This is a genomic window from Micromonospora thermarum (genome assembly GCF_012034245.1).
GTDB classification, from domain to species: Bacteria; Actinomycetota; Actinomycetes; order Mycobacteriales; family Micromonosporaceae; genus Micromonospora; species Micromonospora thermarum.
The window spans coordinates 12,935-34,763 of record NZ_JAATEO010000044.1 but is presented as its reverse complement, the minus strand read 5'-3'; the positions used below and the strand labels follow the sequence as shown (position 1 = coordinate 34,763).

At 69.1% G+C, this 21,829-nt stretch carries 21 protein-coding genes and 3 pseudogenes; 14 read left to right on the top strand and 10 right to left on the bottom strand.

Annotated elements, in window-relative coordinates; translation table 11 throughout:
• Positions 1–6: 6 nt before the first annotated feature.
• The 3 genes from HCJ94_RS27015 to HCJ94_RS27005 form a co-directional block, all read right to left on the bottom strand.
• Complete coding sequence (locus HCJ94_RS27015; RefSeq protein ID WP_205801984.1) at positions 7–2,319, bottom strand: DUF8508 domain-containing protein; 2,313 nt, start codon at positions 2,317–2,319, stop codon at positions 7–9.
• A gap of 351 nt (positions 2,320–2,670) precedes the next feature.
• Positions 2,671–3,720, bottom strand: coding sequence for a S1 family peptidase (locus tag HCJ94_RS27010; protein ID WP_168003835.1), 1,050 nt, complete (start codon positions 3,718–3,720; stop codon positions 2,671–2,673).
• Between the two features lie 1,087 nt (positions 3,721–4,807).
• Positions 4,808–6,022, bottom strand: coding sequence for a S8 family peptidase (locus HCJ94_RS27005; RefSeq protein WP_168003834.1), 1,215 nt, complete (start codon positions 6,020–6,022; stop codon positions 4,808–4,810).
• Positions 6,023–6,304: 282 nt separating this feature from the next.
• Between HCJ94_RS27005 and shbA the strand changes: the two genes are divergently transcribed.
• The gene (gene shbA, locus HCJ94_RS27000) at positions 6,305–6,877 is read left to right on the top strand and encodes an RNA polymerase sigma factor ShbA (protein ID WP_168003833.1); all 573 of its coding nucleotides are present in this window, start codon (positions 6,305–6,307) and stop codon (positions 6,875–6,877) included.
• Positions 6,874–7,014 (top strand): annotated as a pseudogene (locus tag HCJ94_RS31585) (anti-sigma-D factor RsdA); the annotation flags it as partial. The gene shbA and the pseudogene HCJ94_RS31585, both read left to right, overlap by 4 nt.
• A 138-nt stretch (positions 7,015–7,152) precedes the next feature.
• Here the strand turns inward: HCJ94_RS31585 and HCJ94_RS30590 are convergent.
• Both HCJ94_RS30590 and HCJ94_RS26990 read right to left on the bottom strand, forming a co-directional pair.
• On the bottom strand, positions 7,153–7,515 hold the full coding sequence (locus HCJ94_RS30590; RefSeq protein WP_240944552.1) for a hypothetical protein: 363 nt from the start codon (positions 7,513–7,515) through the stop codon (positions 7,153–7,155).
• A 640-nt stretch (positions 7,516–8,155) separates the two neighbouring features.
• Positions 8,156–8,329, bottom strand: a complete 174-nt coding sequence (locus HCJ94_RS26990) for a hypothetical protein (RefSeq protein WP_168003831.1) — start codon at positions 8,327–8,329, stop codon at positions 8,156–8,158.
• A 33-nt stretch (positions 8,330–8,362) separates the two neighbouring features.
• Between HCJ94_RS26990 and HCJ94_RS26985 the strand changes: the two genes are divergently transcribed.
• Complete coding sequence (locus tag HCJ94_RS26985; RefSeq protein WP_168003830.1) at positions 8,363–8,890, top strand: hypothetical protein; 528 nt, start codon at positions 8,363–8,365, stop codon at positions 8,888–8,890.
• 114 nt (positions 8,891–9,004) lie between these two features.
• Here the strand turns inward: HCJ94_RS26985 and HCJ94_RS26980 are convergent.
• Together HCJ94_RS26980 and HCJ94_RS26975 are read right to left on the bottom strand one after the other, a co-directional pair.
• Positions 9,005–9,226 (bottom strand): annotated as a pseudogene (locus HCJ94_RS26980) (trypsin-like serine protease); the annotation flags it as partial.
• Between the two features lie 143 nt (positions 9,227–9,369).
• A complete protein-coding gene (locus tag HCJ94_RS26975) occupies positions 9,370–10,059 on the bottom strand; it encodes a nucleoside deaminase (protein WP_240944551.1) in 690 nt (229 codons plus the stop codon).
• A gap of 955 nt (positions 10,060–11,014) precedes the next feature.
• Between HCJ94_RS26975 and HCJ94_RS26970 the strand changes: the two genes are divergently transcribed.
• The 9 genes from HCJ94_RS26970 (at position 11,015) to HCJ94_RS26930 (ending at position 18,517) form a co-directional block, all read left to right on the top strand.
• Positions 11,015–11,941: an ABC transporter ATP-binding protein gene (locus HCJ94_RS26970; protein ID WP_240944550.1), complete on the top strand. Its 927-nt coding sequence runs from the start codon at positions 11,015–11,017 to the stop codon at positions 11,939–11,941.
• Positions 11,919–12,707 carry an efflux permease Rv1217c-related protein gene (locus tag HCJ94_RS26965; protein ID WP_168003828.1) on the top strand — a complete coding sequence of 263 codons (789 nt, stop codon included), beginning with the start codon at positions 11,919–11,921 and terminating at the stop codon, positions 12,705–12,707. The genes HCJ94_RS26970 and HCJ94_RS26965 overlap by 23 nt, the downstream gene beginning before the upstream one ends.
• A gap of 26 nt (positions 12,708–12,733) precedes the next feature.
• On the top strand, positions 12,734–13,804 hold the full coding sequence (locus tag HCJ94_RS26960) for a PucR family transcriptional regulator (protein WP_168003827.1): 1,071 nt from the start codon (positions 12,734–12,736) through the stop codon (positions 13,802–13,804).
• 133 nt (positions 13,805–13,937) lie between these two features.
• Positions 13,938–15,509: a TrkH family potassium uptake protein gene (locus tag HCJ94_RS26955; RefSeq protein WP_168003826.1), complete on the top strand. Its 1,572-nt coding sequence runs from the start codon at positions 13,938–13,940 to the stop codon at positions 15,507–15,509.
• Positions 15,502–16,167, top strand: coding sequence for a potassium channel family protein (locus tag HCJ94_RS26950; protein WP_205801983.1), 666 nt, complete (start codon positions 15,502–15,504; stop codon positions 16,165–16,167). The genes HCJ94_RS26955 and HCJ94_RS26950 overlap by 8 nt, the downstream gene beginning before the upstream one ends.
• Before the next feature lie 310 nt (positions 16,168–16,477).
• Positions 16,478–16,726 carry a hypothetical protein gene (locus tag HCJ94_RS26945; RefSeq protein WP_168003825.1) on the top strand — a complete coding sequence of 83 codons (249 nt, stop codon included), beginning with the start codon at positions 16,478–16,480 and terminating at the stop codon, positions 16,724–16,726.
• A 107-nt stretch (positions 16,727–16,833) separates the two neighbouring features.
• Positions 16,834–17,106 (top strand): hypothetical protein, encoded by a 273-nt coding sequence (locus HCJ94_RS26940; RefSeq protein ID WP_168003824.1) that lies wholly within the window; start codon positions 16,834–16,836, stop codon positions 17,104–17,106.
• Between the two features lie 39 nt (positions 17,107–17,145).
• Positions 17,146–17,355, top strand: coding sequence for a hypothetical protein (locus tag HCJ94_RS26935; protein ID WP_168003823.1), 210 nt, complete (start codon positions 17,146–17,148; stop codon positions 17,353–17,355).
• Between the two features lie 382 nt (positions 17,356–17,737).
• Positions 17,738–18,517, top strand: coding sequence for a hypothetical protein (locus HCJ94_RS26930; protein WP_168003822.1), 780 nt, complete (start codon positions 17,738–17,740; stop codon positions 18,515–18,517).
• A gap of 167 nt (positions 18,518–18,684) precedes the next feature.
• Here the strand turns inward: HCJ94_RS26930 and HCJ94_RS26925 are convergent, their stop codons facing one another.
• The gene (locus HCJ94_RS26925) at positions 18,685–19,155 is read right to left on the bottom strand and encodes a GNAT family N-acetyltransferase (protein ID WP_168003821.1); all 471 of its coding nucleotides are present in this window, start codon (positions 19,153–19,155) and stop codon (positions 18,685–18,687) included.
• Positions 19,156–19,484: 329 nt separating this feature from the next.
• Complete coding sequence (locus tag HCJ94_RS26920; RefSeq protein WP_168003820.1) at positions 19,485–20,357, bottom strand: LysR family transcriptional regulator; 873 nt, start codon at positions 20,355–20,357, stop codon at positions 19,485–19,487.
• Positions 20,358–20,372: 15 nt separating this feature from the next.
• On the opposite strand from HCJ94_RS26920, the pseudogene HCJ94_RS31305 reads away from it, so the two are divergent.
• Positions 20,373–20,789: pseudogene (locus HCJ94_RS31305) on the top strand (dihydrofolate reductase family protein); the annotation flags it as partial.
• A gap of 112 nt (positions 20,790–20,901) precedes the next feature.
• The gene (locus tag HCJ94_RS31300; protein WP_168003809.1) at positions 20,902–21,459 is read left to right on the top strand and encodes a hypothetical protein; all 558 of its coding nucleotides are present in this window, start codon (positions 20,902–20,904) and stop codon (positions 21,457–21,459) included.
• A 24-nt stretch (positions 21,460–21,483) separates the two neighbouring features.
• Here HCJ94_RS31300 and HCJ94_RS26905 read toward each other — a convergent pair whose 3' ends face one another.
• Complete coding sequence (locus HCJ94_RS26905) at positions 21,484–21,810, bottom strand: DMT family transporter (RefSeq protein WP_168003819.1); 327 nt, start codon at positions 21,808–21,810, stop codon at positions 21,484–21,486.
• Positions 21,811–21,829: the final 19 nt, after the last annotated feature.

Genomic DNA, 21,829 nt, shown 5'->3' with positions numbered 1-21,829 from the left:
CACGGGTTAGAACGGCAATCGGACCACCTGGGGGTCGTGGTCACTGACCTGTGCGGCGAATTCGCTGTTCACGTGGACCATGTCGTAGGCGTACGGCAACCCGGTCAGGCTGCTGGAGAGAAGGATCTGGTCCAGCACCTGGGAGTTTCCCTCGTACACGTAGGTGTACCGCTCGGCGGCCGGGAGCGTGGCCGGCAGGCTGGTCAGTATGCTGCCGTTGCCGGTCAGGATGTTCGTGGTTTCGGAGAACTCGAAGTCGTTGATGTCACCGAGAACGATCACCTTCGCACTGGCTTGCACGGCAAGGATCTGGTCCACGAAGCCGTTCACCACGGCGGCCTGCTGGTGTCGCTGGGTTTCCGAGGACCGCACCGGCGGCTGCCAGCGCCCGAACAACGGGTCGTCGCCGCCCTTTGAGTTGAAGTGGTTGGCGATGGCGAAGAACGTCTGGCCGTTCCAGGTGAACTCGCCGGCCAGCGGCTTGCGGCTGGCGTTGAACGCCGAGTTGGCCGGGTCGATTCGGCCCGGCGAGTACCGCAGCTGCGGCGCCCCGTTGTTGTTGATCACCGAGTTGGCGGTCGTCGATCCGGCTGCCGGCCGGTCCACAAATGACAGGCCGCGGTCGGTGCGGAACAGGAAGCCCTGCCGGATGTTGCCACCCGGTGCGCCGCCGTCCTGGCCGTCGACCGGGTCGATCTGCCGGTACTGGTAGGTCGGGCCACCGGCGGCGGTGATCGCATTGATCAGCTTGGTCCAGGTCTGGTCGGCCGCCACCACCCCGTTGTCGGTGGTGCCGCTGTTGTCCTGGACCTCTTCGACGGCGATCAAATCTGGCGACTTGAGGTTGTTCTTGATCTGGCTGGCCAGGGTGTCGAACTTGGACTGCGGGTCGCCGGGCGCCAGGTTCTCCACGTTGAACGTGGCCACCGCGAGCTCGGTGGCCGACGGGGTCGCGGTGGTCTCCGGCGTGATCCCGCCGCTGCTCACGGTCGGGGTGCCGGTGACCTGCAGCTTGTAGTTGCCGAAGGAGTAGTCGAGCAGGCCGACCACGGCACCGGAGAGGGTGTCGCCCACGTTGGCCGTCGGGGTGGCGACCAGCAGGTCGTCTACCAGCACCCGCTCCGGGTTGAAGTCGTTGGACTGGATTGCGATGCCACCCCGGGTGGTCATGGTCCCACTGCCCACCGGCACGATTGGGATCTCGCCGTAGGTATTGCGCGGTCCCACGACCTTCGGGTTGTCCAACCGCACCCGCATGCCCTCGAGTGACTCCCAGAAGTCGATGCCCTGGGTGGTGGGGTCGAAACTGGTGCGGGTCTCGACGTCACCGGTGGACAGGTTGTCGATCACCGAGGACGGCGGCACCCGGCCGTCCGAGCCCACGACGATCGGCGCCGGCAGCGGGTTCCCGGTGGAGATCGTGGTGATCGAGGGGTTGACGATCTCGGTGATGGTCAGGTTGTCGGTGCTGGAGCCACCCCGGCGGTATTCACTGACGGTGCCGCTCACCGTGACGGAGTGGCCGACGTTCACCTGCGGTGCTCCGCCGGTGTACACGAACATGCCCTCGCTGGTGGCCGGGTCGTTGTCCGGGTTGGGGTCCTGGAACCAGAAACCGGTGGTGCTCTTCGCGGTCACAATGCCCGGTACGCCGCTGACCGACTGGCCGTTGAGCGGGGAGATGTGCTTGGCGGCCTGGATCGTCCTGATACACGTCCCGCTGCAACCGTCGCCGCCGCCGTAGCTGGAGTTGCGCGGCGTTGGCGCGGCGGCCGTGAAGTCGCTCGCGTTGTCGTCGGTGTCGGTGGCACCCGCTCCGGCGCGTAGCGCGGCCGTGGTGTTGGACAGCGTCGGGGCCGGACCGGCGCCCTCGTACGAGTTGGTCCCCGATCCGTAGCCGAGGAAGTCCCTGACTCCGGACTGAGTGGTGCACCCGGTGCTGCAGGTCAGCACGGTCTGGTCGGTCTTCAGCGCGACCTTGCCCTTGGTGGCGCTCAGGTTGACGCTGCCGGTGGCGTCCGGGGTGGGCAGCGCCGCACCGCTGTTTCCGCCGGACCCGTGCTGGATGAGAAAGTACTCGCCTGGGTCGATGCTGCCGGACAGGTTGGTCTTCGACCAGGACGAGCCGGTGGATGACGCGTACTGCACTGACCAGCCGGCGAGCGACACGGTCGCGGTTCCGCGGTTGTACAGCTCGATGTAGTCGTTCCGGTACTGGGCGCCGGAGTTGCCGCCGCCACCGTAGACCTGGCTGATCACGATGTTCGGCGATGCCGCGTCTGCCGTGCCGGGCGACAGGACGAGCAGTCCGGCTGTCATGATCGCAGCGAGGGCGCCTGCAGCCGTTCGAAGCCTGAGTCTGATGACCCGCATCGGGTTACCTCTCATGGTTGGGGGTAAGGTGCCCGAACTCCTAACAGGCCGACACCGCTGGGACGGCAACGCGGAGTCGACGTCTGGTGATACGGGGGAACAACAACTCGGCCGGCACCTTGGGTTCGGAGCACCCGATTTGGAAGTCGGTGCCGTGGAGCTGACCCGAATCCGCGGATGGCAGGCGCGACCGGGGTGGGGATAGACGACCGACACGCCCACGGCCCGCCCGGGCGGACCCGGTGCGCCGGCAGCGGGGCCGTCGAGGGTTCCGACGGCCCCGCGTCTTACGCGGGATCAGTAGACGTTGACCCCGTACGCGGCCAGCGCCTCCTTAACGGGCTGGAAGTAGGTGGTGCCGCCGGTGCTGCAGTTGCCGCTGCCGCCGGAGGTGAGGCCCAGGGCGGTGTTTCCGGCGAACAGTGAGCCGCCGCTGTCGCCGCCTTCGGCGCAGACGTTGGTCTTGATCAGGCCGTAGACGGTGCCCTCGGCGTAGTTGACGGTGGCGTTGAGCGCGGTGACGGAGCCGCTGCGCAGGCCGGTGGTGCTGCCCGAGCGCAACACCGATTGCCCGACGTACGCGTCGCCGGCGCCGGTGATGTCGCGGTAGGAGCCGTTGTAGAGGTAGACGTTGCCTGGGCGGGTGACGTTGCTGTTGTCGTGGCGGACGATGCCGTAGTCGTTGCCGGGGAAGCTGCTGCCGACGCGCGGGCCCAGGTAGGTGCTCAGGGACGAGTTGGCGTACCAGTACAGGGAGATGTTGGTGCAGTGGCCGGCGGTCAGGAAGTACTGGGTGCCGCTGCTGCTTCGGACGTTGAACCCGAGGGAGCAGCGTCCACCGCTGCCGGCGTAGATCGCGTGGCCGCCGGAGATGGTGGTGCGGAGCACGCCGGCGTCACGTTGCAGGCGGGCGGTGGCGCCGAGCTGGTCGACGGCGGAGCGCACCCGGTCGAATGCGGCTCCGACGACGGTGCTGTCGACGCTGACGACGACCTGGTTGGTGGTGGGGTCGGTCCACCAGGCGGTGCCGGGGATCTTTGCGGTGCGCTCCAGTTCGGCGGTTGCCCGGCGCAGCTCCGCCGGGCCATGCGCGACGATCCTCGGCGTCGCCCCGGCGGCGGCGACCTGCCGTGCCGCCACCGCGTCGGTCACGGTCACGACCATGTTGCCGCTCGCGTCGAGGTAGCTGCCTGCTGACCGGTCGCCGAGGGTGGCGACGAGCTTCGCGGCGGTCTCCGGGGAGGCGGGGGCGGCGTGGGCCGGTGTGCCGGCCAGCGCGGTGACCATCAGGACGCCGCTTGCGGCGGCTGCGGCGGCTCGACGCCAGGTTGACCTTGTGGGTCGCATTGCTCCTCCAAGGGGGTTGGGGTGGGCCGGCGCTGCCCCGCGGGAGACGCTGGCCTGGAGGGATCAACCAATCTACATCAATGGTGTTAGACGACCTTGTATGGCGCAATACCGGCAACCATCGTGCTTTACCTATAACTTTCGGTGATGCCACGACGTCTCGTGGCTCCCGTCGAAACGGTGACGGCCCCCGTCAGGTCGGCCATGGGCGGGACCACGGCGTCCGGAACCGACGCCATCCCGTCGCTGCCCGCGGCGCGAGACGGGCCCGCACCGCTCGGTCCGCCGCCGGTTGACCGCGCCTGTTGTACGCCGGCGCCGAAGCCCAGGCTGAAGCCGACGAGCAGGCATGCCGCGGCGAGCCAGATGACCGCCCGCCTGCGCCACCTGCCGTCTGCTCTGCGACGTGAAGGAGCGCCGGCACCGCGCCGTGCGACGGTGGCGACCGCCCAAGCCCGTTCGTCCGGCCGCTCGTTCCGGTTTCGGGCCTGGGATGCCGCTCGGTAAGACGGTTGATCGCCCGGCCATCGTCCAGGTCGAGGTGAGGACAGGGGCGGTTTCTCGTCAGGAAACGAATCACGCATGTCAGGCTCCTCACGGTCCGGTTGAGACCCCGGTCGACCCGCCGATCCGGTTTCAGCCGGAACGGTGGGCGCGCCACCGGGCGCAGCGGTGGGACGGTCAGGAGACGGCAGGCTCATGTCCGGTCGGCTTGTCGGCACGTCACCCGTCCGGTCTTGAGGGGGTGCGTTGGTGGGCCGGCCCGCCCCTGCCCGGGTCGCCCCCGCGTGGGCAACGGCGTCGGCAGGCGAGCCGGCCGCGACTCCGGCTCGGCCTTGACGTGCTCGCCGCCACCCGCTGCGGTGACCAGGTTGGTGACGGCCGGGTTCTCCGACCCTGCACCCGAATCTGCTGCCGCGCTCGTGAGGTACACGTGGCACCGGATGAGCCGGGCACCGGCCGCTGCCCTGGGGGAGCAAGGAGCGGCCGGTGCCGGGTTCGCGGCTCCCGCAGCACGTGACGTGCGGCGAGGGACCGGGGTGGGAAGGGTCGAGCCTGCCGGCGCCGTCGCCGGTGCCGGTCTGTCTCAGAAGGTGGCTACGTTGAGCAGCTTCTCCTTGATGCCGTCCGGGTCGTCGACGTTGTTCCAGTCCGTCGTGCCGGCCGACTGGAGGGCCGACTTGACGGTGCTGGGGGAGGCGGTGGGGTGGGTGGCCTTGTAGAGGGCGGCGCCGCCGGCGGCGTGCGGGCTGGCCATCGAGGTGCCGGAGATGGTGTTGTATGCGGCACCCTTCCAGGTGGACTGGATGCAGACGCCCGGGGCGATCAGGTCGACGTCGGCGCCGTAGTTGGAGAAGTCGGCGAGGGTGTCGTCGATGTCGCTGCGACAGGTGGCTGCGGCGCCGCCGCCGGGTAGGCCGTTGAAGTCGGCGAGCGCGCTGACCGTGATCACCTCGTCGTACGCCGCCGGCACGAAGGTGCTGGAGTCGGCGGAGCTGTTGCCGGCCGCCACCACGTAGGTCACGCCGGCAGCGACCGAGCGGCAGATCGCCTCGTGCATCGCGTCCTTGTTGCTACCGCAGGCGCTGTCGGAACCGGAGCCACCGAGGCTCATGTTGGCAACCTCGATTTTGTCCGCGTTCGCGGTGACGAAGTCGATGCCGCAGATGATGTCGGAGAAGCTGCCGCTGCCCGAGTTGCTCAGCACCCGCACCGGCCAGATTCGGGCGCCCGGGGCGACGCCGACCACGCCCGTGCTGTTGTCCAGCGCGCCGATCGTGCCCGCGACGTGCGTGCCGTGACCGTTGCCGTCGTCGGCGGTGCGCCCGGTGCTGCAGTTCTTCGCACCGGCGGTGTAAACGTTCAAGTCCGGGTGGTCCAGGTCGACTCCGGTGTCGATGACGGCGACGTCCACGTCGACCCGTTCGTCCACACCGTTGATCTTCGCGGTCGGGCTGAGCTCGGCGTCGGCCCGGTTGATGCCGGTCGGCATCGACTGCGCCGTCGTGGTTGCCACGCCGTCGGCCTGCACGAAGAGCACCCGCGAATCACGTGCGATCCGCTCCGCGGCGGTGGCGCTCATCCGCGCCGAGTAGCCGCGCAGAGCGTGTTGGTAGACGTGGTCGACCGTCGCGCCGTTGGCGCGAGCGTGCGCGGCGGCGACGGACGGGGAGTCGGCGTCGGCGCGGAGGACGACGATGTACCCGGTGGTCGCGTCGGTGGGGGCGGCGGTGGCGCCCGTCGCCGCGGCGGAGGCGACGACGATGCCGGTGAGCATCGCGACGCCGAGGGTTCTGCGCATGGGGGTTCCTCTCCACGTGCGGTAGGGGGGCGGTTGGCCCACACGCAGGTTGCCCCACCAAGAATGGCCTGGACCAGCAAGAACAGAACTCTGTTATTGGAAATATATAAATATGGACGAAAGGTGGCATACCGGCGGACCCGACGTCGGGGACGTCGGGTCGCGGACCTCCTGCCCGGGATATCGGCGGGTAGGCCGTCCGCGTTTCACCACGTCCTATTGGTGCCTCGCCAGCGGGCGGATACCGTCGAGCCAGCCACATCGAGAGGGGTCCGTGAGCGTATGGAGGTACCGGATCCCGCCGTTGTCCGTCGGGCCGTCGACGGAGATCCTGCTGCCGTCGCCCAGGTCCTGACGCTGATCAGGCCGATCGCGGTTCGTTACAGCGTGGCGCGGCTGGGCCACATCGGCGTCGGCGGAGCCACCGCCGAAGACGTTGCACAAGAGGTCTGCCTCGCCGTGCTGCGCGCCCTACCGCGGTTCACCGACCAAGGTCGCCCCTTCCTCGCGTTCGTCTACGGCATCGCCGCCCGCAAGGTCGCCGACGTATGCCGTGCCGCGAGGCGAGACCGGTCCGACAGCGTCGCGGACGTCCCGGACGCACCCGACCTCACCCCGGGTCCGGAGCTACGTGCTCTCACCGCCGACCTGTTTGCCCAACTGGTCAGGCTGTTGGCGCAACTACCGGCAACCCATCGGGAAGTACTGGTGCTGAGGCTTGCGGTCGGCATGACCGCTGACGAGGTCGGTACGGTGCTAGGCATGACGGCAGGCGCGGTGCGACTGGCGCAGCACCGTGCGCTCACCCGGCTCCGCACGCTCGCCGGTGACACCCTCACCGAGGTGAACCCGTGACCTCCGACGGGCCCACTACGCCGGATCCGGTCGAGCAGGACGACCGGCTACTCGACGCGATCAGCCGCGGTGCGCCGCCGCCACCCGACCACCCGGCCGACGACCCGATCGCCGCCCTGTTGACCGGCTGGCACGCCGACGTGCTCGCGCGATCGCAACACCTGGAATCGACCCTCCAGCTGACGCCGGTGGGGCCAGCAGCCCACGACGCACCCGCATCGCCATCAACGGTCGCCGCCGCACCCATTCACGGCACCGCCGCCCGGCGCGACCGGTCAGCCCGCAGCCCCGGCGACGACCTCACCCGGAGACTGAGGTGGCGACCGAGACACAAGGCATACACCGGCGCCATGCTGGCCCTGGTCACCATCACCAGCGGTGTATGGCTCGGCGCCGCCCGCGCCCAACCGGGCGAGCTGATGTGGCCAGTCACTCGACTGGTCCACGCCGACCGAGCCGAGGCACTGATCACCGAGCGCGAGATCGTCCGAACGCTCGACCAAGTCCGACAGGACCTCGCCAGCGGTCAGCACGCCGACGCCCGCTACCACCTGGAACGCGCCGCAGCCCTGCTGGACGCCATCAACGATCACGAGACCGCCGTGCGGCTGCGAAACGACATCGAGCAGCTCCGCCAACAGTTGCCAGCCCCCGCCCCGGAGGCCCCGACGAGTCCATCAGCCCCCGATGCCTACGTCCCGACCGACCTACCGGCACCCTCCCTCACGGTGCCAGCCACCCCCGCCGCCACGCAGCCCACAGGGACCGATCCTGAGCCAGCGGCCGACACCTCGATCCAGTCGCCACCTGCCCTACCGTCAGCCGAACCGACGGACCTGCCCCGACCGACGCGGCCAGCCCGACCGAATGTCCAACCGACGGCTCCACAGCCACAACCGTCGGCAGCGAGGACGTCGACCGCCGAGACCGACGTCCACCAGCAGGCTCCACCAGCCCGCCCGCCACGCCCCCGGCAGGGCTAAGGCATTCCCGGCGTTTTCACCGGCACCGGATGCCAAAAGCCCAGCCACTGAGGTCCAAGGCCCCGACGTGGCGCCTCTGGTCAATGCGGAGCTCGACCGGCGCGACCCCGTCCGAGCCAGGACGCGCCCCACCGGCCCCGACGGCTTCCGGCATGCGTGGGGGCAGCGCTCAGCGCTTTTGCCGAGGCGTCGCCGGGTGCCAGCACCCCTGTACCCTCCGAAGGCGCGGCGGCGCGCGGCGTGAGGGGTGTGACGCGGGTAGCGGCTGCGGCGCTGAGGACCGTGAGATGAGTGCTCACCAGCCTACGGGGTGGACCACGTCACCGCCGAGCGACTGCTCAGCGGTGACGGCGTCGACCAGCCGGGCCTGGATGCCCTGGTCCGACTGCTCGCCGCGGCCCGCGCCCTGGCACAGCCCGGTGAGTGGTCGGGTGGGGAGACGGCCTTGGATGCCTTCCGGGCAGCCCATCTCGGCCCAGTCCTTCGACCACGGAGACGCTTGATGCTCGAGACCGTCCTCGCCAAACTGCTCACCCTGAAAGTCGCCGGCGCCACGGCGGTGGCCGCCGTGGCTACCGGCGGCGTCGCCCTGGCCGCCACGAACGGCGTGCTGCCCAACCCGCTGACCGACAACGCGAAGGTGCAGCCGTCGCCGGACGCTACCGGTAAGCCGTCCAAGCAGGCGGGGAAGTCGGCTGAGGGGAAAAACGCCGCCTCCCCGTCGCCGTCGCTGGTCGGCCTGTGCCACGCGTTCAGGGCCGGTGCCGGCGACAACCCCGGCAAGGCGCTGGAAAACCCCGCGTTCAGCGCGCTGATCACCGCCGCCGGGACCAAGGAGGAGGTGGCTGCCTTCTGCGACGATCTACTCGCCAAGAAGGACGCCAGGAAGAACACCCCGACTGTCCGGCCGACCGAGGCTCGCCCATCGCACACGGCCGGCAAGCCGGACAGCGCTCCAACGACCGTACCCAGCAAGCCCGCGGGTGGCGGCCGCCCGACCACCGCACCGACGGCTAGCGCCACCTCCTGATTCACTGTTGTCGGAGCGGCGCGAGGTCATCGGGGTGACCGATCGTCGGAGCCAGTGCCGGCAGAGGACTCCCGGCCACGGCCGGGAGTCTCTCTGATTGGCCGCGCTGCCGGATCAGTAGACGACCACGCCGTACGCGTTGGCCGCTGCACGTACGGGCTGGAAGAAGGTGGTGCCGCCGGACCGGCAGTCGCCACTGCCGCCGGAGGTTATGCCGAGCGCCTTGGTGCCGTCGTAGAGCGGGCCGCCGGAGTCGCCGGGCTCGGCGCACACGGTGGTCTGGATCATGCCGCTCACGACGCCGCCCTTGCCGACGTAACGGACGGAGACGTTGAGCGGTGACCTTCATCAGCCGCAACCCTGGACCGTCGCAGTCGGCGTGCAACTGGACCGCTCCTGACGGGCAGTTCTGCGTCGACCTGCGGGGAATCGACCTTGGCGAGGCGGCGCTGCGAGCCCTGAGAGGTGCCCGCGTGTCGCTAATGTGCGGCTCGCCGCTGCGCGGCGCGTTCGTGCAAGAGCCGCATTTCCTCGTCCAAGGGAGCGACCGGGCCGACAACCGTGAGGGCCGGTGCGACGGCGGTGACGGGAAGGACGGCCACAGGCCCGGCCGGCACGCCCCACCCCGCTCGCCAGGTGGCGAGTTGCGAGCTCGATGCGGCGTAGACGATGCGGCCAAGTCCTACCCAGGCATGGGCGGCCGCGCACATCGGGCAGTGCTCGCCTGAGGTGTAGACGGTCGCGGTGGCGCGCACCGCCGGCGGCAGGTGTCCGGCCGCCCACTGTGCTAGGGCGAGTTCAGGATGCGCCGTCGGGTCCGCCGAGGACGTCTCCCGGTTTCGGGCCTCCGCCAGCACATCTCCGCTCGGGCCAACCAAGACGGACCCGAACGGGTCGTCGCCGGCCGCCAAAGCTTCTGAGGCGAGTGCTACGCAACGCTGCAGATGAATAGTGTCCTGTCGGTCGGTTCTCATGGCCGGCTCTCCGTTCGAATGTGCAACCATCGCCAGCGTCGCAGCCTCGGCGAGCGCCTCGAGATGGTGGATGGCACGAGCAATCCAGCAGGCGATCACGGCCGGGTCGGCGGCTGCCTCGATTGCCGCTCGGTTGCCGCGAAGACAGCCAGCTACCTCATCTCTGACGACGTTCGACGGCAAACAGCCACGCATCCGGAATCATCCTCCTAGGACCTCTAACGAATGTGGTCCCCGCCGTGGAAGTCCGTCACCGACGTCTGCAGCGCCGCCTGATCCGCGTCGCGTGGAATCACCACCCCCGTGAGCCGGACGGTGTAGGCATCGGGTAAGTGTCGACCCGCCACATGAACCCCCACGGCTCGACTGCCGCTGAGGTGCAGGTCGGCCTGTCCGACGATGCGCGGGACTGCGCAGTCGTGGCAGAGCGGTGAGGTGTGAACGGTCCCGACGGTGCCCCCGTTTACCCCCCGAAAACCCTGTCCTGACGCTCACGACCAGTGACAAGACGCGACGAAAGGCTGCCAGCATCTGTGCAGGTAAACGACCACTGCGGCAAGCGATGACAACCTCGCGGTGGCTACGGCTGGTAACAAGGGGTCGTCGGTTCAAATCCGGCGTCCCGACGCAGCCCAGGGGCCATTCGGAATCTCCCGGATGGCCCCTTTCGATTTTGTGCAGCAGCCCTATGCGACGAGGCCACGTCGGACGAACACGCAGCTGTGCTGGTTCGGGCCTGTCGCCGGATCTCGGCTGGCTCGCGGTCGCTGCGTAGCCCTTCCCAGGAGGGGCCGCAGTCGGCGGTCGAGGGTTCAGGACCGGAGGCGACGTCCCCGACCGGCACCCGGTTGAGCCAGACGGCGTCGCGGGCGTGTTCGCGCGGTACGGGGCGGCCGAACGGCGGGTCGGCTCTCCTCCTGGCAATGGGCTTGACTCGGTACCGTGGCCCGGGCGCTGCTGCGCCGTGGCCTGACCCGCGCCGAACGATGCTGCTCGCCGCGTACGTGCTGGCGATGCCACTGATGCCAACCGCCTGAGCCTCGGCGCGGCGTCACCTGATGGTTTGCCGAGTCTCGGCAAGATCATCGCAGGGTAGTCGTCCGGGAGTCGCTCTAGAACCGGAGCAGGGGGTACACGAATGCTGTACGGCATGACCAGCGATATCGCGGTGCTGGCCGAGGGCTTGACCAAGTTTTACGGCACCCGGCGCGGCATTGAAGACCTCACCCTCGAAGTTCGCACGGGCGAGGTGATGGGCTTCCTGGGTCCCAACGGCGCCGGGAAGACCACCACCATCCGCCTGCTGCTGGACTTCCTGCGTCCCACCCGCGGCCTCGCGCGCATCCTTGGCATGGACCCGCGCAAGGACAAGGCCATCCTGCACCGGCAGGTCGGCTACCTGCCCGGGGAACTCGCCTTCCCCGGCCGGGAGACCGCCAAGGAGCTGCTGCGATTCTTCGGCGACGCCCGCGGCGGCGTGCCGTGGACCGCCGTCACCAGCTTGGCCGAGCGCCTCGACCTCGATCTGTCCCGGCCGGTGAGGGCGATGTCGAAGGGCAACAAGCAGAAAGTCGGATTGGTGCAGGCGTTCATGCACCAACCGGCGCTGCTGATCCTCGACGAGCCGACCAGTGGCCTGGACCCGCTGATGCAGCAGGAGTTCCTGGCGATGGTCCGCGACGCCCGTGACCACGGCCAGACCGTGTTCATGTCCTCGCACGTTCTCGCGGAGGTCCAGTCCACCGCCGACCGGGTGGCCATCGTCCGAAGCGGCCAGCTGGCCGCCGTGGAGAAGGTCGAGTCCCTCGGCCGGCGGGCGGTCCGGCGCGTCGAGATCCACTTCGGTGACCCGGTGCAGGCGGTGGAGTTCACCGGCCTACCGGGCGTCACCCAGGTGCAGGTCACCGGACCGGTGCTGCGTTGCACCGTCGACGGCCGCCTCGACCCGCTGATCAAGGCCGCCGCCCGACACGAGGTCATCGACCTGCTGTCGGCCGAACCGGATCTGGAAGAGACGTTCCTGTCCTACTACTACACGGGAGAAGGTACGAGCGATGCTGCCGCCGCTGGTGCGTAAGACCTGGCGCGATGACCGCCGCGCCGTCATCGGCTGGACCGTCGGTGTCGGCCTGTTCACCGCCGTCTACACCGGCTTCTACAGCCAGTTCCAGGGGGCCGCCGAACTCAAGCAGAACGCGCTACCCCAAGGAATGCTCGACTTCCTCGGCATCGCCGACATGCTCTCCCCAGCCGGCTACCTGCAGGCCACGGTCTTCTCCCTCATCGGCCCGCTGCTGGTGCTCATGTGCGCCGCCACCCTCGCCGCCCGCACTATCGCCCGGCCCGAGGAGGACGGCGGCATGGAACTCCTGCTGGCCAATCCACTGTCACGCACAGCGTTCGCGATCCAGCGGCTCGTTGCCGCAGCCGCCGGCATCACCCTCGTCGCCGTCACGCCGTGGATCCTGCTCAGCATCCTCGTCCCGGTGATCGGCATGGACGTCCCCATGGGCAACGTCGCCGCTGCCTGTGTCGGCCTGGCGCTACTGGCGTGGTGCTTCACCGGCATCGCCTTCCTTGCCGGTGCTGTCACCGGCAAACGGGGCACGGTCCTGGCCGTCATCGGCGTCCTCGGTGTGGCCACCTACATGGCCAACGCACTGTCGAACCTCAGCGACGGCGCGAACTGGCTGAAGTGGCTCTCACCGTTCTACTACTTCATCGGCACCGACCCCCTGCACACCGGCTGGCATCCTGGACCCCTGCTCCTGCTGGCCGCAATCGGTATCGCCACCACGGTCGCCGGAGTGATCCTGTTCGACCGCCGCGACGTCGGCGTCTAGCAGCCACAGGTGGCAAGGAAGACGCGATGAGTCCTGACCCGCAACCACTTACCGAGCAATGCCAGACCCTGCTGCAACTCCCACCCGGGACGCACCGCTGCCACCCCGCCGCCGCCCTCGGACGCCAGGCAGCCAACAGCGGCCACAGCATCGACGACCTGGTGGCCGCCATGCTTGGCGCCGCCAGCAGAACGTGGACCAACAACACACCGCCGCGCGACGAGACATCCGCGGCCGTGCATTCCCGCGCAGCAGACCTGCTCGACGCGACAACCGACATCCTCAACGCCGCCATCGCGGGATTCCACGACCACGTCTACCGCCAGCTGGCCGACAACGACGACCAGCGCACAGAATTCGTCAACGACCTACTCACCGGACGAGCCGATCCCGGACACCTCGCCGAACGCGCCCACCGCTACGGCATCCGTCTGTCCGGACGCCACATCGTCACCATCGCCGCCAGCCCAGCACTCACCGACGCCGTCGTCCGAGACATCGACGCCGCCCTCGCGTCCCGCTACGGATCAGGCAATACCCTCACCACCCTGCGCGACGGGCAACTCGTCTGCATCAGCACCGGCGGCCTGCGCGGACTGCCCGCCGAACTTGCCCACCACCTGCTCGCCCAACTCGGTGCAGGCAGCTGGCAGATCGGCGTCGGTCGCCAACACTCAGGAATCAACGGCATCGCCACCTCACTGCAGGAAGCCCGCAACACCCTCGACCTGGCCGGCAAACTCGGCTTCACCACCCCAGTCCTCAACGCCGCCGACCTGCTCGTCTTCCCCGTACTCCTGCGTGACCGCGACGCCATCACCGACCTGGTCACCACTGTCCTCGGTCCGCTACAGCAGGCACGCGGAGGAGCCCAGCCCTACCTCGACACGCTCGCAGTTCTGTTCGAGAACCAGGGCAACCACACGGCGACAGCCCGCCAGATGCACCTATCCGTACGCGCGGTCACCTACCGCCTCGACCGCATCCACACACTCACCGGTTACCATCCGAACGAACCCACCCAAAGATTCACCCTGCACACCGCCGTACTCGGCGCCCGCCTCCTGGGCTGGCCCGACAACGAGCCTTCCCCCTAGCGGACCAACTCCACCACACGGTGCCGTCCGCAGCCGTCTTACGGCCGGCTGGGCCAAGTCTGATCAATTGCAGCCACTGGTCGTGTCTGGGGAGGGTCGCGTCGCTCAGCCGCCGATGGTGGATCATGTCGGCATGGATTCGGTCTGGGGGCACCTGCTGCTCGGGTTGGTCGCGGTGCTGGTGCTCTTCCTGGCGGCCGGCCTCGGCGCCGCGCTCCTGGCATGGACGCCGGTGGACCAACCGTCGCCTGCCGATGGAGAGTCGCGCCGGCGAGTGGTTGTCGGGCGGCTGCCGGGCGCACTGGCGGGGGTCGTGCGAGCGGCGCGGCATCGGGTGCGGGATTGGCGGTTGCCCGTGGCGGTGACGGGCTACGTATCGAAAGCCTCGCGGCATCCGGCCCGGCTGGTCGTGTTGGGGTTCGCGACGGCAGTGGTGGCCGGGTCGGGATTGCTGTCGTTGCCGCTCGCCACCGAGTCGGGGGGTGGCGCCGGCCTGATCACGGCGGTGTTCACGGCGACGTCGGCGGTGTGCGTGACCGGCCTGGTCATCGTCGATACCGGCACCTTCTGGTCGCCGTTCGGTGAGGTGGTGATCCTCGGGCTGATCCAGGTCGGTGGCTTCGGGATCATGACGTCGGCGTCGCTGCTCGGCCTGCTCATCGCACGGCGGCTGCGAGTGCGATTGCAGTTGGGCACGCAGGCTGAGACGAAGGCTCTCGGAGTCGGTGACCTGCGACGCGTGGTGTTCGGCGTCGTGCGGATCAGCCTGCTTGTCGAGGCGGTCGTGGCGGTGCTGCTGTCCTGGCGGTTCGCCGAAGGCTACGGCCACAGCTGGGGCCGGGCGGCGTATCTCGGGCTGTTCCACGCCGTGTCGGCGTTCAACAACGCCGGGTTCAGCCTGTACGCCGACAGCTTGATCGGTTTTGTCGACGATCCGCTGATCTGTCTGCCGATCGTGGCTGCGGTGATCATCGGTGGTCTCGGCTTTCCCGTGCTGTTCGAACTCCGCCGCGCATGGCGCGCCCCGAAACGGTGGTCAGTGCATACGAAGATCACTCTTGGGGTATCCGCCGCCCTGCTGCTCGGGGGATGGTTAGGAGTCAGCGCCGCGGAGTGGACCAACCCGGGGACCCTTGGCCCGCTGGGGTGGGGCGGCAAGCTGCTGGCTGGATTCACGCACGCGGTCATGCCCCGTACGGCCGGCTTCAACAGCCTCGACGTAGCTGAGATGAACGACGTGACCCTGTTGGTCAACGACGCGCTGATGTTCATCGGCGGTGGCAGCGCCGGCACGGCCGGCGGCATCAAGGTCACCACGTTCGCGTTGCTCGGTTTCGTTATTCTGGCCGAGATCCGCGGCGAACCGAGCGTGCACGCGCTCGGCCGACGCCTGCCGACGGGGGTGCAGCGGCAGGCGCTGACCATCGCGTTGCTCAGCGTCGCCCTTGTGGCGACGTCGACGTTGGCGCTGATGGCGCTGACGCCGTTCTCGTTGGATCAGGTGCTGTTCGAAGCGACCTCCGCGTTCGCCACCGTCGGCCTGTCCACCGGCATCACCGCCCAGGTCGGCACCGCCGGGCATGCCATCCTGATCCTGCTGATGTTCATCGGCCGGCTCGGCCCCATCACCGCCGCCGTGGCCCTCGCGCTCCGCGAGCGGACCCGGCGTTACGAACTACCGGAGGAGCGACCCATCGTTGGCTAGAAAATCGGACACCAACCGCATCGCCGTGCTCGGCCTCGGCCGCTTTGGTGGCTCTCTGGCCCTGGAACTGATGCGCCAAGGCTGGGAGGTCATCGGCGTCGATTCCAGCGCCCAGGTGGTGCAGACCTACGCCGATCAGCTCACCCACAGCGCGGTAGCCAACACCACCGACGAGGTCGCGCTGCGTCAGCTCGGCGTCCACGACCTGGTCCACGCTGTCGTCGGGATCGGCACCGATCTGGAAGCCGGCATCCTGACCACGGCACTGCTAGCTGACCTGGGGGTGGCGAACATCTGGGCCAAAGCGGTGAACCGTCAGCACGCCCGGATCCTCGAACGGGTCGGCGCTCACCACGTGGTTCTGCCCGAGCACGAGATGGGCGAACGTGTCGCCCACCTGGTCACCGGACGCATTCTCAACTTCATCGAGTTCGAAGGCGACTACGCCCTGGTCAAGACCCGCGCCCCGCAGGAGGTCGTCGACCGGACCCTCGCCGACGCAGCGGTGCGCACGAGACACGGCATCACCGTCGTGTCCATCAAACGCCCCGGAGAGGACTTCACCTACGCCACCGCCAACACCACGATCTACCCAGGTGACATCCTCATCGTGGCCGGCAAAACGCAGCAGGTCGAAGCCTTCGCCAACCTCAGCTGACAGCAGATGCGTCTGTACCAGATGAAAGACCGGATCAGTCTCGCCCACGCTGGCCGAAGTAGTCCCAATAAGCCCTGTTCGTCAGGGCAAGAACATTGGCCAGCCACTACACCGAGGGGACCTCGGTCTTCGTTGTGTGCTCCTTCGTCATGGAGACACACCGCCCGCTCTGCGGCCCGTTGGCCAGCATCCATTGAGCCATTTTCATCCTGCGCTGCGCTTGGCTCCGACAGGGCGCAGAACGAGGATGGCCGCACGATCCCGGTGGTGCGGTGGGCAACAGCGTGCCTCGTCCGAATAGGCTTCGGCGGTGAATCAGGTACGCCGTGCTGTCGTTTTCGCCGATCATGCCCAGTTTTACGTCCAGGATGTCGAGGGGCAGGTCGCGGCCGAGGAAGACGAGGACTACGACTGGCCGGAGGCGTGGTCGGCCGAGGCGGTCGAGGTATGGCGCATCGGCCTGGACGGTGGCGATTGCCCGTTCGCCGCGGCCGCGGATATTCGCGTGCGCCCGGTTCACGGCCCTCATCGATGTGCGGCCAGCCTGTACCTGCCCTGAGCTGCACCTGCTGAGCGTTTGCGGCGGCGTGACCTGCATCCACGATCGCGTATGGTCAACCGGTGGCGGGTAGGCGGCAGCGGCGACGGCGGCGGGGCTCGGCACGTGTGCCGCTGGTCAAGGTCGTCGCGACGCCGCCGCGTGGGCTGCGGGGGCGTGGCGGCTGGCTCGGTTACTGGCTGCGGCGGCCGGAACCGAGCCTGCTGGCCGCGGCAGTGTTCACGGTGCTGTTCGCGGTGTCGGCGGTCGTCGAACGGGACTGGGTGCCGCTGGTTGGGGGCGCGATCTGCGGCGCGGGCGGTTTGTTCGTCTGGCTCTTTCGTGAGGGTGCTGTCTACAACGCCGAACGCTGGCGGCAGGGGTATGAGGATGTCTTCTGAGGGCCTCCGGCGGCCACCGTTCGCCTCGCCGGCGGCCGGTTGCCGCGCTACCGCTCACAAGCCTTAACCGCGCAGGTCGCGTCGTCGGTAGCCGACCGCCCCGAGCGCGGCGAGCGTGGTGGACACCGCCAGCATGACGGCTGCCGCGGCAACCTCGACAAGGTGACCGGCGCGCAGGATCGTTACAGCCCGTCGGTGATCCGGAAGACGCCGCCGAGACTGATCACCGGCTCGACCTCGGCAAGTTGACGAGAATTCAGAAACACTGTCTGTCCGCGCTCGCCGGCGCGTCAACGGATGCTCTGGCTCGCCGCCGGGCCGGCCGGGAGGCGGTCGCAGTCGCTACGGCTCTGCGGCGAGGCTTGCCGCGTCGGCGCCGGTGGGCCCTCGATGCCGCCAGCCGCATGAGCTGGGCCACCGCCTTGCGCATGAGCGGTGGCCGCGCTCGTGCAGCTCGGCGGTGAGCCGGCTGGCGAACCGTGCACCGGTGAGACGCCCGAGAACCCGGCCTGGCTACAATCGTCAGAGCACTGGCCGTGGACGGGGCGTTCCAGCGCGCACCCACAACCTGGTTTGCTCTGCCCCTCGTGGACAATCAGAACCAGGCTGAGTCTCGCCGAAGGGACGACCCGTGCGTGATGTGGTGATCAACCTTCTCGCCACGGCCATTGCCGCCGCTGCCGGCTGGACCAGCCAATACATCGTCCGCTACCGGCGGATCCTGCGCAAACGGTCGTTCTTCGGTGTCAGTCCCGGTGCCCAGGTGATGCTCTTCGTGGCGAAGCATTTCTCGTCGCAGCGCCCGCAGAGCGTGCACCGCAACGACGTTGCCACGCTGGTGGAGCTGGCGACGACCATCCGCGAGTCGGGTGGGCTACCCGCCCTCGTCACCAGCGAGGATGGACACCGGGAGGCCGGCCGGGTCACCGAGTACTGCGTCGGCGGCCCGTCGGCGAATCCCCGCACCGCGGCCCACCTGCGCATCGCGCTGCCCGGCGTACGGTTCACCCCAGCCGAGCCGGACTCGTTGCTGCCGTTCTCGGTTGGCGATCGCGCGTTTCGCCGCCGTCCCGGCGCCGAGCAATTCGCGCTGCTCGCCCGGGTGCGCCCGTCTGCATCGGCGGCGCCCGTGTTCATCCTTGCCGGGCAGACCGCGCTGGACAACCTCGGCGCCGCGCGCTATCTGATGGCCAACTGGAGAGGGCTGCGGAAGACGTACGGGAATCGGAACTTCTGCCTGGTGCTCGGGCTGCGGGAGCCGTCGACGTTCGGCGCCGATCACGTCCATCTGGTCGCCGACGTGTCCGTACCGGCATTCACGGCCATCGCCGGGGCACCCGAGCCTGACCACGAGCACCGCGACGAGCCGGATACTGCTGTCGCAGCCCTGGACCCCTCGCACCACGACTGATGCCCGGCGCGACCCAACTCAGCCGGGGTGGGGTAGTCCCACGCCCGTAAATCGCGCTCATCGGCGCGCTGGTCCCGGCCAAGGCCGGCAAGCGGACGTTGGGCAGCCATCATGAGCGACCTTGCCGATGAGCGGATGCCGTGGCTGCCCGGCGCCGTCTGCGGTCGCTACTTGTCCGCCTGCTTTTCGAGGTGGATCAGTACCATGTCTGAATTCAACTGCGCCCGACGAATCGGGGTGTAGCCGCGCCGCTCGTACAGACGGATGTTGGCGTGGCTCAGATGGCCGGTGAACAGCATGTAGCGGTCCACCTCGCCGGCTGCCTCGCGCTCAACAGCGGTCAGCAGCCGAGTGCCGATGCCGCGGCCCTGGAGATCCGGCGCAACCATGAGGCGGCCGATATGCAGGACCGATCCCTTGAGGCGAGCGCGGACCGAGCCCACAATGCGTTGCCCCATCGTCGCCTTGAGCGCCGGATCGGACCGGAGCTCGGCGGCCAGCTCTTCGTACGTCTGAGTCAGAGCGGGCAGCGAGGCATCGCTGTAGAGCTGGGCCTCGGTGACGTACGCGGCGCGCTGGAGGGTGAGGATCTCTCCTACGTCCACCGGCCGTACGGAAGAGATCAAGACGTCAACCATCGGGCGATGGTAGAACCGACGATCGCAACAACAAACCGAACTGTTCTGGCCGCTGAGAAGGCACGGAGATCCGAGCGGGTCCGATCCGCCTATCTGGTCCTGGCTGCCAGATCCCCGATCTTCAAGAGGCCGCTTCGTAACAGCGCTCGCAATTGCCGGTGGGCAAGGCGCCCACTGCCGCGCCCTCTCCGCGACGGCGCCTCCTCGGCCCAGCCGATCACTCGCGGCACGCGCAGTCCAGTGGTGGGGCGGCCCCGCCCTGGTGCGTGGCTTCCTCTGGCACAGGTGAGCCTGGGAGCACACCGTCATTCGCGGGGGCGAGCACCGGTTCACTCCGGTGGCGCCCCCGCTTGGGCGAGCGCCGCGAGGATGGCGGCGACGGCCGGCGGGTCGGGCGGGTCGCCGTACGTCGCGGCGTGGATGCGGCGGCGGCAGCCGGGGATCTCTGTAGCGTGCACGTCCGGCCGGTGGTGGGCTCGGAGCGCGAGGCCTGGCTGGGTGGCCACGCCGATGCCGGCGGCGACGAGGGACTGCACGACGACGACGTCGTCGCTGTGCGCGGTGATGCGCGGGGTGAAGCCCTCGCGCTGGCACGCGGCGCGCAGCTCCGCCTCGCACCGGTGGCACCCTCCGATCCAGGCGGAGTCGCGATGGTTCGCGAGCCGGTCGTCGGGCTGCCGGCTGAGCAGGTTGAGCGAGTCGTCACCGATGTGCAGGAGGCGGATGTCCTCCTCCTCGACAGGAGCGTCGGCATACCGGAACACCAGCGCCACGTCGACCTCGCCGTGCCGCAGCATCTGCAGCGCCTCGACCGGGTGCCGCTCGATGGGGCTCAGTTCGATGCCCGGGTACGCCTGGGCGAGCGCGGCGGCCGCCGCCGGCACGATTGTGCTCAGCGTGGACGCGTTGGCGGCCAGCCGGACGCGCCCTGCGTGCAGACCGACCCGGGCGGCGAGCTCGCTGGTCGCTGCGTCGACCCGGCCCACGATCTCGGCGGCCCGGTGAGCCAGCAGCAACCCTTCCGGCGTCAGCCGGATCCCGCGGCCAATTCGCCGAAACAGCTTGGCGCCGGTGGCGGCCTCCAGGCGGGACAGGTGGTGACTCACGGATGGCTGGGAGTAGTGCAGCTCTCGCGCTGCCTCGGTCACCGATCCGTGCCGGGCGACGGCGGCCAGTACCTTGAGGTGGACCAAGCTCAGCACTTATCGACGATATCTATGTTTTCGGTGTCGGTTTGGCATCGGACGCTATACATCGGCCTGCCCGATGCTGACGCCATGACGACACGAACCGGCACGGTGAGCTGTGACCTGACGATCTCGCTCGACGGGTACGCGGCCGGGCACAACCAGAGCGAACAGCGCCCGTTCGGCGACGACGGCGGTGACGGCTGGGGGAGCGAGCTGCACGCGTGGTACGAGAACAAGGAGGAGAACCGGGCCGAGATCGCCCGGATGACCGAGGCGAAGGCGTTCATCATGGGCCGCAACATGTTCGGCCCGGTGCGCGGTGAGTGGGACCGGCCGTGGACCGGCTGGTGGGGCGACAATCCGCCGTACCACGGCCCGGTCTTCGTGCTCACCCACCACCCGCGCGACCCCCAGCCGATGGACGGCGGCGACCCGTCGTCCGGCGAAGTGGTAGCCGACGGGGTGTTGCCGTCCGGCGAGGCGCGGTGCCAGGCGAGCGTCCTGATCAATTCGGCGGCCTCACGTCGGCCCTTGACAGAGGCGACACGATGCAGGCGTGAGCCGTCCGCCCACACCCCCGCCCTACCCCTATGCCCGACCAACACCGTCGGGACGGGGCGCGGGGTGGTGGATCCTCGGCGCTGTCCTGGTCGTCGTGATCGCGGTCGGGGGCGTCGTGGTGTTCTGCGCCGGTCTCTGGACGTACGCGAACCACGACCGGCCCGAGTTGATCGACAATCCGCCGGTCAGCGAGGTGGCGGAGAGCGCGTGCGCCACGATGCGCGCCACCGTGGCGGCGAAGGCCGCACCTCCCGGCGCCCTCGTTGACGCGCGGGTGCGCGCGATCCGGGAGCAGAACGCCGCGGTGACCGCCATGGTGGCGCAGGTGCGCGACCTGGACCGCGACCTGCTGGCGGACGACCGTCCGACAAGCGCGTGGCTGGCCGACTGGGAGACCCTCGTCGAGGCCCGCGAGCGGTATGCCGCCGACCTTGCCGCCGGCCGCCGGCCCCAATTCGCGGTGCCGACCGTCGACGGCGAGCCGCTCACCGACCGGATGAACTCGGTGGGACTGACCTGCGAGGTCCCACCGCAGCTCGTCCACCTTCAGTAGCCCGTCCAGCCCCGGCCCGCCTGGTCAGTGCGTCGTCGCCCCGCCCAGGTTGAGGGTCACCACGCCGGCGACGATGAGGCTGACTCCGACCACCTTGACCAGCGTGATCGGCTCGTCCAGGAACGCCGCGCCGATGGCGACGATCGCCGCGGTGCCGAGGGCCGACCACAGCGCGTACGCGACGCCGACCGGGATGTCCTTCACCGCCTGCGCCAGCGCGGCGAAGGAGACCAGGTAGCCGGCCAGGCAGGCGACCGTCGGCCAGAGCCGGCTGAACCCGTCGGTCGCCTTGAGCGTGCTGGTGGCGAAGACCTCGGCCGCGATCGCGGCGAGCAGGAAGACGTACGGCACGGCACTCCTCGAACTGAGG